This window comes from Arthrobacter sp. E70 (assembly GCF_058266945.1).
Genome location: NZ_JBYQFR010000007.1, coordinates 169,679 through 183,191 on the forward strand (window position 1 = coordinate 169,679; position 13,513 = coordinate 183,191).

15 protein-coding genes and 1 tRNA gene are annotated in these 13,513 nt (G+C 67.0%); 10 read left to right on the forward strand and 6 right to left on the reverse strand.

What is annotated here, in order from left to right; genetic code table 11:
* Window positions 1-204 precede the first annotated feature (204 nt).
* The 5 genes from pstS to AC3IMC_RS10950 all read left to right on the forward strand — a co-directional run bounded on the left by pstS (window position 205) and on the right by AC3IMC_RS10950 (window position 4,799).
* Window positions 205-1,326 carry a phosphate ABC transporter substrate-binding protein PstS gene (gene pstS / locus AC3IMC_RS10930; protein WP_490918579.1) on the forward strand — a complete coding sequence of 374 codons (1,122 nt, stop codon included), beginning with the start codon at window positions 205-207 and terminating at the stop codon, window positions 1,324-1,326.
* A 103-nt stretch (window positions 1,327-1,429) separates the two neighbouring features.
* Window positions 1,430-2,362: a phosphate ABC transporter permease subunit PstC gene (gene pstC, locus AC3IMC_RS10935; protein WP_490918580.1), complete on the forward strand. Its 933-nt coding sequence runs from the start codon at window positions 1,430-1,432 to the stop codon at window positions 2,360-2,362.
* A complete protein-coding gene (gene pstA, locus AC3IMC_RS10940) occupies window positions 2,363-3,475 on the forward strand; it encodes a phosphate ABC transporter permease PstA (RefSeq protein WP_490918581.1) in 1,113 nt (370 codons plus the stop codon).
* 55 nt (window positions 3,476-3,530) lie between these two features.
* Window positions 3,531-4,310 (forward strand): phosphate ABC transporter ATP-binding protein PstB, encoded by a 780-nt coding sequence (gene pstB, locus AC3IMC_RS10945; RefSeq protein ID WP_221385182.1) that lies wholly within the window; start codon window positions 3,531-3,533, stop codon window positions 4,308-4,310.
* Window positions 4,311-4,403: 93 nt separating this feature from the next.
* Complete coding sequence (locus tag AC3IMC_RS10950) at window positions 4,404-4,799, forward strand: hypothetical protein (RefSeq protein WP_490918582.1); 396 nt, start codon at window positions 4,404-4,406, stop codon at window positions 4,797-4,799.
* 48 nt (window positions 4,800-4,847) lie between these two features.
* On the opposite strand, the gene AC3IMC_RS10955 is transcribed toward AC3IMC_RS10950, so the two are convergent.
* The 4 genes from AC3IMC_RS10955 to AC3IMC_RS10970 form a co-directional block, all read right to left on the reverse strand.
* The gene (locus AC3IMC_RS10955) at window positions 4,848-5,255 is read right to left on the reverse strand and encodes a hypothetical protein (RefSeq protein WP_490918583.1); all 408 of its coding nucleotides are present in this window, start codon (window positions 5,253-5,255) and stop codon (window positions 4,848-4,850) included.
* 211 nt (window positions 5,256-5,466) lie between these two features.
* Window positions 5,467-6,477, reverse strand: a complete 1,011-nt coding sequence (locus AC3IMC_RS10960; protein WP_490918584.1) for an inorganic phosphate transporter — start codon at window positions 6,475-6,477, stop codon at window positions 5,467-5,469.
* Between the two features lies 1 nt (window position 6,478).
* A complete protein-coding gene (locus AC3IMC_RS10965; protein WP_490918585.1) occupies window positions 6,479-7,096 on the reverse strand; it encodes a DUF47 domain-containing protein in 618 nt (205 codons plus the stop codon).
* Between the two features lie 314 nt (window positions 7,097-7,410).
* Window positions 7,411-8,070, reverse strand: a complete 660-nt coding sequence (locus AC3IMC_RS10970) for a hypothetical protein (RefSeq protein ID WP_490918586.1) — start codon at window positions 8,068-8,070, stop codon at window positions 7,411-7,413.
* 209 nt (window positions 8,071-8,279) lie between these two features.
* Here AC3IMC_RS10970 and AC3IMC_RS10975 point away from each other — a divergent pair.
* Window positions 8,280-8,352: transfer RNA gene (locus tag AC3IMC_RS10975), tRNA-Lys, on the forward strand.
* A gap of 100 nt (window positions 8,353-8,452) precedes the next feature.
* Here the strand turns inward: AC3IMC_RS10975 and AC3IMC_RS10980 are convergent.
* On the reverse strand, window positions 8,453-9,085 hold the full coding sequence (locus tag AC3IMC_RS10980) for a M23 family metallopeptidase (RefSeq protein WP_490918587.1): 633 nt from the start codon (window positions 9,083-9,085) through the stop codon (window positions 8,453-8,455).
* A gap of 162 nt (window positions 9,086-9,247) precedes the next feature.
* On the opposite strand from AC3IMC_RS10980, the gene AC3IMC_RS10985 reads away from it, so the two are divergent.
* The 4 genes from AC3IMC_RS10985 (at window position 9,248) to AC3IMC_RS11000 (ending at window position 12,454) form a co-directional block, all read left to right on the forward strand.
* The gene (locus AC3IMC_RS10985) at window positions 9,248-10,075 is read left to right on the forward strand and encodes a DUF4397 domain-containing protein (RefSeq protein ID WP_490918588.1); all 828 of its coding nucleotides are present in this window, start codon (window positions 9,248-9,250) and stop codon (window positions 10,073-10,075) included.
* Between the two features lie 203 nt (window positions 10,076-10,278).
* Window positions 10,279-11,028, forward strand: a complete 750-nt coding sequence (locus AC3IMC_RS10990; RefSeq protein WP_490918589.1) for a class F sortase — start codon at window positions 10,279-10,281, stop codon at window positions 11,026-11,028.
* Between the two features lie 48 nt (window positions 11,029-11,076).
* The gene (locus AC3IMC_RS10995) at window positions 11,077-11,655 is read left to right on the forward strand and encodes an RNA polymerase sigma factor (RefSeq protein WP_490918590.1); all 579 of its coding nucleotides are present in this window, start codon (window positions 11,077-11,079) and stop codon (window positions 11,653-11,655) included.
* Window positions 11,642-12,454: an anti-sigma factor gene (locus tag AC3IMC_RS11000; RefSeq protein WP_490918591.1), complete on the forward strand. Its 813-nt coding sequence runs from the start codon at window positions 11,642-11,644 to the stop codon at window positions 12,452-12,454. Before AC3IMC_RS10995 ends, AC3IMC_RS11000 begins: the two co-directional genes overlap by 14 nt.
* Before the next feature lie 72 nt (window positions 12,455-12,526).
* Here AC3IMC_RS11000 and AC3IMC_RS11005 read toward each other — a convergent pair whose 3' ends face one another.
* On the reverse strand, window positions 12,527-13,438 hold the full coding sequence (locus tag AC3IMC_RS11005; RefSeq protein WP_490918592.1) for an ANTAR domain-containing protein: 912 nt from the start codon (window positions 13,436-13,438) through the stop codon (window positions 12,527-12,529).
* Window positions 13,439-13,513: the final 75 nt, after the last annotated feature.

Genomic DNA, 13,513 nt, shown 5'->3' on the forward strand with positions numbered 1-13,513 from the left:
ACGGCGGCAGATGTGATCTGCGCAATGGGAACCCGGCATTTGTCAACGAATATCCCGCCGTCGTTAATCCTCCGTTCACTTTGGACAGGCCATCCCGTTACCTGCGGCCCATAACTTTCTTGAAGGTACACAACGTACGCATCGCGCTGCAGGGTTTCTCCGTCCCTGTCCCGCACCTGAATAACCCTGGAAGGGGTACATCTAGTGAAGGCACTCCGCATCGGCCGCCACGCGGCTATCGCTGTTATCGCAGCCGGCGCACTCGCGCTTAGCGCCTGCGGTTCAGACAACGCCACGGGCACCAAGCCTGCCGGCGACTCAGCCTCGGCCGGCACCAAGGTCACCGGCACGCTCACCGGCATCGGCTCCTCCGCGCAGGGCGCGGCAATGGATGCCTGGAAGACCAACTTCGCTTCCGCCAACTCCGGCGCCACCGTGCAGTACTCACCGGATGGCTCCGGCGCTGGCCGCAAGGCGATCCTCGACGGCTCGGCCCAGTTCGCAGGCTCGGACGCTTACCTGAAGGACGAGGAACTCGCCTCCTCCAAGACCGTCTGCGGCCCCGAAGGTGCCATCAATGTCCCGGTCTACATCTCCCCGATCGCCGTGGCCTTCAACGTGCCCGGCGTCACCGACCTGAAGCTGGACGCCACCACCGTGGCCAAGATCTTCCGTGGCCAGATCGCCAAGTGGAACGACCCCGCAATCGCTGCCCTCAACGAGGGTGCCACCCTGCCTGACCTGAAGGTCACCCCGGTGAACCGCTCCGACGACTCGGGCACCACGCAGAACTTCACGGACTACCTGTCTGCCGCCGCTCCTGAGGTATGGACCGACAAGGCCGCCGGTGTGTGGCCCGCCAGCCTCCAGGGCGAAAACGCCAAGGGCACTTCCGGCGTGGTCAAGACCGTCACCGACACCCCGGGCGCGGTGACGTACGCCGATGACTCCGCCGTCAGCGGCAAGCTCGGCGTTGCCCAGATCAAGGTGGGCCAGTCCTTCACCAAGATCTCCGCCGAGGCCGCCGCCAAGGCAGTGGACGCGGGCAAGCCGGTGGAAGGCCGCTCCGCCAACGACCTGTCCATCAAGCTGGACCGCAAGACCACCATCGAAGGCGCCTACCCGATCGTCCTGGTGTCCTTCCACGTCCTGTGCAGCACCTACGACAAGCAGGAGACCGTTGACCTGGTCAAGGCCTTCGAGCACTACGTAGTTTCCGAAGAGGGCCAGAAGGCTGCTGCGGACTCCGCCAAGTCGGCACCGCTGTCTTCCGACCTCGCGGCCAAGGCTGCCAAGGCCGTCGACTCGATCAAGGTCAAGTCCTAGCCGCACCGCGAAACCAGGTTCCCCGCCTGCCGGAAGGCAGTGCGGGGATCTTGGCTTTGCACCCCGCATCCGTCACACCAGTAATCGATCGAAGGGCCGTCGAATGACCGCCACCCCCTTGACCAGCACCCAGGGCGCAGGGCGCACCGGGGACAAAGTCTTTTCCGGCGCCGCGCTGGCCGCAGGTTGCCTGATCCTCGCCGTTCTTTTCGGCGTCGCACTCTTCCTGGTGGTCCAGGCCGTTCCCGCGCTGACCGCTCCCGCGGACAAGATCCAGGGCGGGCAGGGCTTCTTCGCCTACATCTGGCCCATCGTGATCGGCACGCTCATCGCCGCCGTCATTGCGCTGGTGATCGCCACCCCCATCGCTATTGGAGTGGCGCTCTTCATCTCGCACTTCGCCCCCCGCAGCCTCGCCTCCGGACTCGGCTACGTCGTCGACCTGCTCGCCGCCATCCCCTCCGTGGTCTACGGCGCCTGGGGTGCGGCCTTCCTGGCCAGGGAGATTGCGCCGGCGTATGGCTGGCTTGCCGACAACATGGGCTGGCTGCCGATCTTCGAAGGCCCGGCCTCCACCACCGGCAAGACCATCCTGACCGCGGGCATCGTCCTGGCGGTCATGGTCCTGCCCATCATCACCTCGCTGTCCCGCGAAATCTTCCTTCAGACCCCCAAGCTGCATGAAGAGGCCGCCCTGGCACTGGGTGCCACCCGCTGGGAGATGATCAAGATGGCCGTGCTGCCCTTCGCCCGCCCGGGCATCATCAGCGCCGTCATGCTGGGCCTGGGCCGCGCGCTGGGCGAGACCATGGCCGTTGCCCTGGTGCTGTCCTCCGGCGCCCTGACCGCCAGCCTGATCCAGTCAGGAAACCAGACCATCGCTGCCGAGATTGCCCTGAACTTCCCCGAAGCCAGCGGGATCAAGGTCAGCACGCTGATCGCCGCCGGCCTGGTCCTGTTCGTCATCACCCTGGCCGTGAACATGATCGCCCGCTGGGTCATCACCCGGCACAAAGAATTCTCGGGAGCCAACTAAATGACCTCCACGCTCACCCCGGTCCGCAGCAAGCGGTCGGCGCTGACCAAGGGCCAGCTGCCCAAGTACGCACCCTATGCCGTACTCGGTGCAGCACTGATCGTCGGCGCGGCTATCCTCGCCCTGATCGGCTTCAACGCCTTCGGCTGGGGCCTGGTTTCCGCGATCCTGTTCGCCATCGGCCTGGTCTCCTGGAGCGCGGCCGTTGAGGGCTCCCGCAAAGCCAAGGACAAGCTGGCCACCTGCCTGGTGGTGGGCTCGTTCCTGGTGGCGCTGCTGCCGCTGGTTTCGGTCATCTGGACCGTGCTGGTCAACGGCATTCCCGGGCTCCTCAACCCCGGATTCCTCACTAACTCAATGAACGGTGTCACCGGCGCCTACGACAACAAGGCCGTGGAGAACGGCACCCCGGTCCTGGGCGGCATCTACCACGCCCTCCTGGGCACCGTGCAGATCACCCTGCTGGCCACGGTCATCTCCGTCCCCGTGGGGCTGCTCACCGCCATCTATCTGGTGGAATACGGCCAGGGCGGCCGGCTGGCCAAGGCCATCACGTTCTTCGTGGACGTCATGACCGGCATCCCCTCCATCGTTGCCGGCCTTTTCGCCGCCGCCTTCTTCTTCGTGGTGATGGGGCCGGGCACCAAGACCGGTGCCGTTGCCGCCGTCGCCCTCTCGGTGCTGATGATCCCCGTGGTGGTCCGCTCCAGCGAGGAAATGCTCAGGATCGTCCCGAACGAACTGCGCGAGGCCGCCTACGCACTGGGTGTGCGCAAGTGGCGCACCATCCTCAAGGTGGTTATCCCGACGGCGATCTCCGGCATCGCGTCCGGCGTCACCCTGGCGATCGCCCGGGTCATCGGCGAAACGGCGCCCATCCTGGTCACGGCCGGCTTTGCCACCAGCATCAACTCCAACGTGTTCGGGGGCTGGATGGCATCGCTGCCCACGTTCATTTACACCCAGATCCTCAACCCCACCTCGCCCTCCAACCCGGATCCGTCCTCCCAGCGGGCCTGGGGCGCGGCGCTGGTGCTGATCATCCTGGTCATGCTCCTGAATCTGGTGGCACGCCTGATCGCCAGGATCTTCGCCCCCAAAACCGGCCGCTGACGGCATCCCGCTCCGGGCCTAAACTCTATTTCTACCCAGTAAGTGAAGGAACACCATGTCTAAGCGCATCGACGTCAAGGACCTGAACGTGTACTACGGCGATTTCCTCGCCGTCGAGGACGTCAGCATCAACATCGAAGCCAAGTCCGTTACCGCTTTCATTGGCCCCTCCGGCTGCGGCAAGTCCACCTTCCTGCGCACCCTGAACCGGATGCACGAGGTTATCCCCGGCGCGCGCGTGGAGGGTGAAGTCCTGCTCGACGGCGACAACCTCTACGGCCCGGGCGTGGACCCGGTTGCGGTCCGCTCGCAGATCGGCATGGTCTTCCAGCGCCCCAACCCGTTCCCCACCATGTCCATCCGCGACAACGTGCTGGCAGGGGTCAAGCTGAACAACAAGAAGATCTCCAAAGGCGAGGCCGATGTGCTCGTGGAACGCTCGCTGAAGGGCGCCAACCTCTGGAACGAGGTCAAGGACCGGCTGGAAAAGCCCGGTTCGGGCCTTTCCGGTGGCCAGCAGCAGCGGCTCTGCATCGCCCGTGCCATTGCCGTGGAACCGCAGGTCATCCTGATGGACGAGCCCTGCTCCGCCCTGGACCCCATTTCCACGCTGGCCATCGAGGACCTCATCAATGAGCTCAAGGACCAGTACACCGTGGTGATCGTGACGCACAACATGCAGCAGGCCGCACGGGTTTCGGACCGGACGGCGTTCTTCAACATTGCCGGCACGGGCAAGCCCGGCAAGCTCATCGAGTACGGAGACACCCATACCATCTTCAGCAACCCGGTCCAGAAGGCCACCGAAGACTACGTGTCTGGCCGTTTCGGGTAGGTCGATTTTCCTGCTGGTCTTAATCCAACGTATTTAGTACGCTGAACTAGATACTTCAGGAACTAGTAGTAAGCCAGCTTAGGAGCTTTGCAAATGACGCAGACAGCCAACAGCCCCAGAAGCCATCAGCTTACGGTTTCCGGGCACGCGCCCGCCATCAGGTTTCCGCACCCTGACCTTCCGGTGCAGGAATTCGCTGGCGCCGGTCCCGCAGGTACCCTGCAGGACATCATGGAGCTGCCCGCGGTTGACCAGGGCCCGGTGGCTCCCGGCGACGTCCTGTCCGCCGTGTGGCGGACCAGTTCCTACGTGGAAACAGTCCAGTGGGAGCTGGACTCCGCCCAGGAGTCCCTGCTGCATGCGGTCCGCAGGGCGGCGATGTGCGGCGTAGCCCAGGATGACCTCTGCGCGGCAGCCAACCTCACGCCCGAGGAGCTGTCGGACGTGCTTCTGGAAGCACCGGCAGGTCCTGCAGCCATCGCAATCTAGCAGCACGACGCGGCGCGGGGCGGTACGCAGGCGTCCCCGGAAGTGCAGCTAGTCAGGCACCTCGAGCTGGAACCCGCATCGGCAGCGCAGTACCCGGGTGGGCAGGCATACGGCGTTGAAACCGCCGCCGGCGTTGGTGATGCGGTAGCAAAGACGTTCGACTTCGAAGCCGGCTTCTTCCATGGGGAAACCGCAGTGGACGTAATCGTCGCCGAAGATGATGACCTTGGCCATCCAGCGGACCTGGTGGAGCGCCGCGGCCACGTCTGATGCATACGCCAGATGTTCCTGGAACAGGTTGCAGTCATTGCAGGTGTAGGACACCGTCACCAGGTCGCCGCCCGCGGTTCCGATGGCCGTGACGGCGTGGATGGTCAGCTGGTGCTCGGTTCCGCAGGTCTCGCATTGCAGCTGCCGCGGCTGCGGAAGGGGACGCCGGGAATTCGAGGGAGACATAACGCCTGCTCTTTTCCGCGTTGTGCAGCGGGGCCGCCGTGAGTCTGCAGCGGCGCTGTCCGCGGCCCTGCACCCGGCGGCGGACGCACGTCCCCGGGCAACAGCGCCCAAGGGATGTACTTTCGAATCTACGTCACCGGGGTCCGGGTGTATAGGGAAGATGGTCCCGGCCGGGAGCCGGGGGCCGGAACAAGGCGCCGGAACAGGGGTCCTATCCGGTGGCGGGGGAGAGCGCCAGTGCCAGCACGAAGGCCAGGGCGCACGTGGCCGCCGGCGTCAGGGCCCACAGCCAGAGGATCCGTATCACCAGCAGCCGGTTGGTCACGGAAAAATGCTGGTTTTCGCCTGCTCCCAGCGCGCCGGCCGTGACGGTGTGGGTGGTGGAGATCGGCCAGTGCAGCGCAATGGCGCCGACGAAGAGCATCAGTGCGCTGAAGGTCTGCGCCACGGAACCCCGCAGCGGATCAATCCTGGTGATTCTGTATCCGATGGTGTGCGAGATCCGCCAGCCGCCGAACAACGTCCCGGCCGTCATCATCACTGCCGAAAGCAAGGCAACCCAGGCGGGGATCCCGCCGTCGTCATAGCCTGCCGCCAGAAGTGCCAGCAGGAGCACCGCGCTGACCCGCTGCCCGTCCTGCAGGCCGTGGCCAAAGGCCACTGCGGCGGCGGCGATGGCCTGCGCCCTACGGAAGCGCTGGTTCACCACGTTGGCCTGGGTGTAGCGGGCCCCCCAGGTGGCGGGAAACACCAGGAGGAAGGAGCCGCTGTAGGCCACCAGCGGAGACAGCACCAGCGGCAGCACCACCTGGAACAGCAGCGACTGGTCCACGCCCGCCACGCCGGGACCGCCCACGGCCAGGCTGGCCAGCCCTGCTCCCGCGAGCCCGCCCACCAGCGCGTGGGTGGAGGACGCCGGGATGCCGCGCCACCACATCAGCAGTCCCCATGCGCAGGCGCTGGCCAGTCCGGCAACGAGGATGGTGAGGCCTCCCGCCCCGGCGGGAAGGTGGATCCAGGTCTGGCTCACGGCGGCGGCGAGCAGTGCGCTGAGCAGGGCGCCCACGAAGTTGAAGAAAGCGGCAAGCAGAACGCCCACGCTGGGGGTGAGGGCCCTGTTGCGGACCGCCAGCGCCACGGAGTTGGAGGCGTCGCGGAAGCCGTTCAGGAAGGCAAACGCCGCAGCCAGCAGGACCACCGCGCCGAAAATGACTGCCGCCACGTCAGGATTCCTTGACGATGATGCTGCCCACTTGGGTGGCCACCCGGCGCATGTCCTTGGTGACCTCTACGAGTTGGTTGGCGATATCCCGGTTCCGGGAATACTGCGGCCACTTCATGTCGGCGATCATGTCGGCCACCCATACCCGGTGCGTCCGTTCGGCCCGCTTGGCCAGGCGCAGGATCTCGATCCAGTAGTCTTCCAGGTCGTCCAGGTCGTTCAGCCGGCGCATCGCGTCGACTGTCAGTTCTGCCTGCCGGCTGATGATCTCCAGTTGGTCCGCTGCACGCCGTGGCAGACGGTCCAGTCGGTACAGGGCCACCAGTTCCGCGGCGGCGTCCATCTTCTCCATGGCTTCGTTCAGGTACCGGGACAGGGCGTACATGTCCTCACGGGGAAGCGGGTTAACGAAGCTGGTGCGCATGTGGGTCAGGAGCGCAAAATGCAGTTCGGCGGACTTGGCCTCGTGGTTGTGCATGTCTTCGACGAGCCTGTTGTGTTCCTCTGCGGGAACACCGAGGATCTCCGCAAGGGTGCCGCTGGCCAGCACGATCTGTTGTGCCATCTCCGAAAGGAGGTTCAGCCCTGCGGGCTCCTGGGGAAAAAGGCGCAGCTTCACGTGTTTACCGGTCTCCGGGGACATAACAGGGCGGGGATTGCCGCCGTGTGACTTGACCCGGCCGTGCAACTGTCGCTTACTCTACCGGCCCGCCGATGCGCCGCAGAAACCCACCCCGCCGGACGCGGGCACAAAAATGGTGCCGAACCGGATACGCCTCTCGGCGGTAGGCCGCTCTAGGCGGCTAATTGTTGAAGCCCGGGGGTTTCGCGGCTCGGCACCGGTTTCAGTCTTCTACTTCGATTCGCGCAAGTCAATCTTGACAGTGGGGGCGTGAACGGTCAGTGAATACGGGACTTTGTCCTGGGCTGCGGTCAGTCGAGCTCGCCGAGGCGCCACGCATTTGCTGCGTGTTCCAGGTCCTCTGCGGTCTTCACCAGCTGGTGGGAATTGCGGGTCAGCTTGCTGGCATGCGCCTCGTTGCCGTGCTCGGCGCCGTCGGCGAGTGTTGCCTGGCCGAGCGCCACGACGCGGCAGAACGCGGCGGAGCGTTCCAGTGCGACGTCGAACTCGCCATCGAACGCGCCGGACAGGATGGCGTCCGCCATGCTCCGCATCTCGTCAGCGCCCGGCGGTTCGGCCGCCCCGGCCACCACGTTGGACACCTGAGCCGTGTCCCTACCCGCGCGGAAGTAGACAGAGATGCGTTCCGGGTCCTGGACGGTTGCGGCCCGCAGCGCGTAGAGCCGCCAGAGTGCGCCGGGGAGGGAGCGCGCGGGGCTCTCGGCCCACATCTCGGCAATGGCGTCCAGCCCCTGCTCGTCGGCAAGCTTTACCAGCCGCTCGGTGACAAGGGGGTCGTCGCTGTCGCGGCCGTGCCGCACAAGCGCCTGGGCGGCAAGGTGGGCAGCCTCCGAGACGCGGGCGGGATCGGCGCCGCCGGCAAACGGTTCGAAGTCCATCGGCGCGAAGGGCTTGGGCTTGTGGTGCCGGTTGCTGCCGCCGTAATGGCTGGTTCCTGCTTGCTCGCTCATGCCCCCACGCTACTCCTGTGCCGGGGCGTTATCGAGCATCCGTACGGCCTGCAATGCGCGTGCGGGAGGGGTCTTTAGGCCTCGGGGAAACGTACGACGGCGGGGTCCCCGGCCTGGTGCAAATACGGCGGAACCATGGGTTAGAGTATTAACGTCCAGAAATGGATTGGGCCGGGATGGGCGGACACAGGGTGTTTGACCACCGGCAGGGGCCTTTAGCTCAGTTGGTAGAGCATCGGACTTTTAATCCGTGGGTCGTGGGTTCGAGCCCCACAGGGCCCACCCACCATGATCCGGCCGCGCACAGCGCGCCCTTGCGGCGCAGCATGGCCGCAGGCACTCTCGCCCACGCTTGGGATTCCTACCCCGGGACGCTGGCTGCTTATACGGAGATGACCGTCCCGTTGTGCGGCAGCCCATCCGGAAAGGTGATGGGAACGGCTGCGGCCCGCGCCGGGTCCACGGAATCCATGGCCTGCACGTGGAGGTGCGGCTCCGTGCTGTTACCGGAATTTCCGCAGGCGCCCACCACGTCCCCGGGCGCAACATGCTGGCCCGGCCGGACGCAAATACTCCCGCGCTGCAAGTGGCACAGTGCGATGAACACACCGCTGCGCTCCAGCACCACGTAATTGCCCGCGAGACCGGCCCATCCCCGTCGCAGGCGGCTCGCCTGGGTGGCTGCGTAGCCGATCGACGGCAAGCCCCGGAAGCTGCCGTGGTCCGGCTCTGCATCATGGCAGGCGCGGATGGTCCCGGCTGCCGGGGCCGTGACCGGCCGGCCAAACCCCACGAAGTTCTCCGGTTGCTCGGACCGCAGGAATGAGGCCGGCGTGAACGCAGCGGAGCGTCCGTGCCTGTCCACGGGGGTGAAGTCGATGGCATAGCTGGTGGCCAGAAGCCGGGTTCCATGGCTGGGTACCCGGTCCGCGGGCGAATTCTGCACCAGCCACGTTCCCGCGAACGGGTACTCCAGGCCCACTGTCCCGCCAGCCGGGGCGCGGTACGCGGTCATTCCGGCATTCCTCCTCCGATCAGCCGCCTTCATCCTCGCGAACCGGCCGCTGCCGTGCAAGGAAGAATTTTTTCCATGAATCTGCATCCAAATCAGCGTCCCTGCCGGTAGTAGGGGTGTAAGCAAAAACGCCCGCACGGCGGGCCACCCAAGGAGATGGACATGCGCAACAAGATCTTCACTGCAGGCGCGGGGGCGGCAGCCATTGCCGCCGCAATCGCACTGGCCGGTCCCGCCCAGGCGGCTGACGGAGATGCCCAGCTTTCCGTGCTGCACGGGGTACCCGGGCTGACCGTGGACGTTTGGGTCAATGGTGACCGCACACTGGATGACTTCGCACCGGGAACCCTTGCCGGGCCGCTGGCGCTTCCGGCAGGAGCCTATGAACTGGCCATCACGGCCTCGGATGCCGCGGACGCCTCCTCGCCCGTTATCGGCCCGGTGACCGTGACCCTGGCCGCCAACGGCAACTACACCGCCGCAGCCCACTTGGACGCCGCGGGCAAGCCGGCGGCCAACCTCTTTACCAATGACGTAGCCCAAATCCCCGCCGGCAAGGGCAAATTGACTGTCCGCCATGCTGCCGCCGCACCCGCGGTGGATGTCCTGGCGGCCGGCACCGCCGTCGTCACCAACCTGGCGAACCCGAATGAGCAGACCCTTACGCTGGACCCCGGTACCGTTCCCGCCGCGGTCGCCGCAGCGGGCACAACGACCCCCGTGCTTGGCCCGGCGGACGTGACGGTCGCCGAAGGCACGCACACGATCGTCTACGCGTGGGGCAGCCTGGCTGACCAGAACCTGAAGCTCGCGGTACAGACCATCGAGGGCCTCCACTCCTCACCCGCGTCCGTACCGGGCGCCCGTGACGGCTCTGCCGAGAGCGGCGGAGCCGGATCTGCTGCTGCCGCCGGCGTCGCAGCCTTGGCTCTCCTGGCGGGGGTGTGGGGCGTGGCCCGGGTAGTGGCAGCACGGCGCGCGGAGGCGTAACGGGCGGCAGTGCCCGCTCCCCAGGCGCAGGGGCCGCCGGTCAACCCCGGCCGGCCCTTGCGCCAGCCCCTGAGCCGGGCCCTGTGCCGGCCGCGTGCCGGCCGCGTGCAGAAGTCCGGTCCCATCCCGGCCCGCTTCGGGTATCTCCCGGGCCGAAACGAGTAACCCGCATCGCGTAAGGTGCCGGAAGGAAGGCAGCAGCCATGGAGGCAAACCCGACGACGGCAGGGCAGCCCCGCCGTCGTGATTCCTTGCACCGTGCCCACCGCTGGGGCGCGGCAGCCGCCGTGGTGGCCATGCTCGTTCTTCCCAGCTGTGCTTCCCCCGGCCCGGGGGAAGCAGCGCCCACGGCGACTGCTATCCAGCCCGGCAGTGCCACTTCCCCGGACCCCGCCCCGCCTGCGCAGGCCACACCGACAACCGCCGCTTCCGCCGTCCCGCCTGCTGCGGCGGCTCCTTCCCCTGCCGGCGTCCCCGTCCATCCCGCAACGGCCAAGCCGGCTGCAGCAGTGCCGCCGCCCACCTGGCTTACCGTGCCGGGGACGTCGATCGACATGGACGTGGTTCCCGGCGGAGTGTCAGCCGGGGGAGCGATGGAAATCCCTGACGCCTTCGACCGGGCCGCGTGGTACCGGTACGGCCCGGCCCCTGGTGCGGCGCAGGGGTCCGCCGTCATCGCCGGCCATATCGACACCACCTCCGACCGGGCTCCGTTCTCGGCGCTGAAGTCGCTTCCGGCGGGCGCCGTGATCCGCGTGGGGCGGGACGGTGCCCCGGCGCTCACCTACCGGGTAGTGAAGGTGGACCTGATGGCCAAGGATAGATTCGACGGCGCATCGCTGTTCCGCCGCTCCGGGCCGCATGAACTCAAGGTGGTCACCTGCGGCGGCCGGTGGCTGGACGAGCGCCTGGACTACAGCGACAATGTGATTGTCACCGCGGTCCTTGAGTAAGCAGTGGCCGAAGTGTTTCTCGTCGCCGATGCCGGGAAGGAGCTGCCCGTGACATCCTCCGGGCCCGCCTTCCGCGGATGGGATGACGGGCAGACCGCGTCCTTCCTTGCCGGTGATGAGAATGCGCTGGCAGCGGCCTACCGCGAATTTGCCCCGCTGGTACACACGCTGGCCCTGCGGTCCCTGGCCGATCCGGCGGCGGCGGACGACGTCACCCAGGAGGTCTTCATCCGGGTGTGGCGCTCCAGCGCCGCGTTCAATCCGGCGGTGGCCAGGCTCCCTGCGTGGATCGTGGGTATTGCCCGCAATGTCATCCTGGACGCGCAGTCAGCGGCGTCCCGCGAGGCGCGCAAGGCCCATGCAGCTGCCGGAGCCGGGTTGGCATGGGACGGGGAAACCGGGGTTGAAGCGGCGGAAGCCCTGGCGGACAGGCTGCTGCTGGACGGGGAACTGGAGAGGCTGGGCGAGCCCCAGGGGTCCATCATGAGGCTGGCCTTTTACGAGGATCTGACGCACGAGCAGATATCGCGCCGGCTGGACCTCCCGCTTGGTACGGTCAAGAGCCACATCCGCCGCAGCCTGTCGCACCTGAGAAGCAGATTGGAGGTAGACCATGCCGCATCTTGATCCGGACGAGTTAAGCCTCCTTGCGCTCTACGACGACTGGGTGGACGACGACGGTCGGGAGCACCTGCGCGTCTGTCCTGCCTGCGCGGCGGACTACGCGGCGTTGCGGCGCACCGTGAGTGCCGTGAAATCCAGCCCCGATCCCAGCGGCCTTTCGATTCCAGGTCCCCAGGTGTGGGCCGGCATCCACCGCGAGCTGGGACTTTCCGCCTCTCTTGAGCAGGATCCGCTCGCGGCTGCCGCCCCGGAGGCCGGACCGGCCCAGCCCGTGAAGGGACCTGCCGCTGTCCGCCGGCTACCTCTGGGCGGACCAAGCGGCTCCCAAGGAGCGGAAGCGCGGTCTGTCAAAGGACGCGGCCGGGCAGGGCGGCGTGCCGCCTGGTGGCAGCGCCCTGGCACGTGGATGACCGCCGCGGCAGCCGCCGTCCTGGTGGTTTTCGGCGCCCTGTGGGTGGCCAACCGTGAGCCCCGGGAACTGGCTGGTGCCGAGCTCGCCCCGGTTGCGCAGCATTCGGCGACCGGCTCGGCCAAGGTGGTACAACAGCCCGACGGCTCCCGCCGGCTGGAGGTCAGGCTGGACAAGGACGAGGCTCGGGGGTACCAGGAGGTGTGGCTCATCGCGCCCGATCTGTCCCGGCTGGTCAGCGTGGGTGTGATGAACGCCGAAACCGGGACATTCGACGTGCCCGCCGGGCTGGACCTCACGGAATATCCCATCGTGGACGTTTCGGACGAGCCCATGGACGGCAATCCCGCCCACTCCAGCGACAGCATCGCCCGCGGCACGCTGTCTTCCTGACCCGGAACCGGCCACCGAATGGGCCTGCGCAGGCCGATTCGGCCGCGTTCACAACCTTTTGTGGAGTTGCAGCTAGCGGCTGAAGTGCGGGCTCGGTGCGCCTTCGGGCAGTCCCTGCAGTATGTCCTCGGCGACCCGCCGCACCTTGATGTTGCGGTGGCTGGAGGCTTTGGCCAGGATGGCGAAGGCCTCTTGGTAGGAGCACCTGTTCTGGGCCATGATCACCCCGCAGGCGATGTTGATGGAGGTGCGGCTGTCCAGGGCGGACCGGAGGTCGGTGGCAAGGGAGCGTGCGGCATGCATCCCAATGGCCATCTGCAGGCTCCTGGCCGCCAGGACGGCGAAGGAGCGTGCCTCGGCGATGACCTGCAGCGGGAATGCTTTTTCATCCTGGGCGAAGAATGCCAGCGCCGCGGTTGCCGGGCCGGGGTCACTGCCGGTTCCGGCAGCGCCCCTGCCGCCGGCATCGAGGCGGAGCCTGACGGCCAGGGCGCTCCCAAAGCCGGCGACCTGCAGCTGGCCGGAGTACTGCTGCCAGCGGAAGTCCCCGTTCCGCTGGAGGACTGCCACGGGATGCCCGCCGGACAGTACGTCGATGACGGGTCCCTCCGCCGCTTCCTGCTCCCAGTCCAGCAGGGCTACCACCTGTTCGCTGGTGCCCGTGACGGCGGGGCTTCGCTTGTGCTGGCGCAGCACCACGCCGCACCCCACGTCGGATCCCGCGGTCCGGACCACATGGTCCATGGCGGCGGCAGAAAGCAGGTCCAGGGATTCGTCCAGGGTGTCGGCGCCGGTCACCAGGTCGATCAGGATCGGCGGCGTTGCGGGGAGGGGTGGCTGGTTTCCGCGCACCTTCGAAGACGGGAGAGGGCCGGCGACGGCTGGGGGAGAGTCCTTGGTCTCAAAGGACTCCTCGTCGCCGGCCCCGCTTACTACCCGGGTCCGGTGGACCGGGAAGCCTGAGTTTGCGTGCGATGCGTGCATTGCCAGTCTCACACCCCCTCGTGAGCCAAGTACCGCGGGCCGGATCAGGTCTTGCCTCTGGTAAGAAACCTATGT

Excerpts from the sequence above, each read along its gene's own strand:
- pstC (WP_490918580.1), top strand. The coding sequence starts at position 1,430 with ATGACCGCCACCCCCTTGACCAGCACCCAGGGCGCAGGGCGCACCGGG.
- pstA (WP_490918581.1), top strand. The coding sequence starts at position 2,363 with ATGACCTCCACGCTCACCCCGGTCCGCAGCAAGCGGTCGGCGCTGACC.
- pstB (WP_221385182.1), top strand. The coding sequence starts at position 3,531 with ATGTCTAAGCGCATCGACGTCAAGGACCTGAACGTGTACTACGGCGAT.
- AC3IMC_RS10950 (WP_490918582.1), top strand. The coding sequence starts at position 4,404 with ATGACGCAGACAGCCAACAGCCCCAGAAGCCATCAGCTTACGGTTTCC.
- AC3IMC_RS10955 (WP_490918583.1), bottom strand. The coding sequence starts at position 5,255 with ATGTCTCCCTCGAATTCCCGGCGTCCCCTTCCGCAGCCGCGGCAGCTG.
- AC3IMC_RS10970 (WP_490918586.1), bottom strand. The coding sequence starts at position 8,070 with ATGAGCGAGCAAGCAGGAACCAGCCATTACGGCGGCAGCAACCGGCAC.
- AC3IMC_RS10980 (WP_490918587.1), bottom strand. The coding sequence starts at position 9,085 with ATGACCGCGTACCGCGCCCCGGCTGGCGGGACAGTGGGCCTGGAGTAC.
- AC3IMC_RS10985 (WP_490918588.1), top strand. The coding sequence starts at position 9,248 with ATGCGCAACAAGATCTTCACTGCAGGCGCGGGGGCGGCAGCCATTGCC.
- AC3IMC_RS10990 (WP_490918589.1), top strand. The coding sequence starts at position 10,279 with ATGGAGGCAAACCCGACGACGGCAGGGCAGCCCCGCCGTCGTGATTCC.
- AC3IMC_RS11000 (WP_490918591.1), top strand. The coding sequence starts at position 11,642 with ATGCCGCATCTTGATCCGGACGAGTTAAGCCTCCTTGCGCTCTACGAC.
- AC3IMC_RS11005 (WP_490918592.1), bottom strand. The coding sequence starts at position 13,438 with ATGCACGCATCGCACGCAAACTCAGGCTTCCCGGTCCACCGGACCCGG.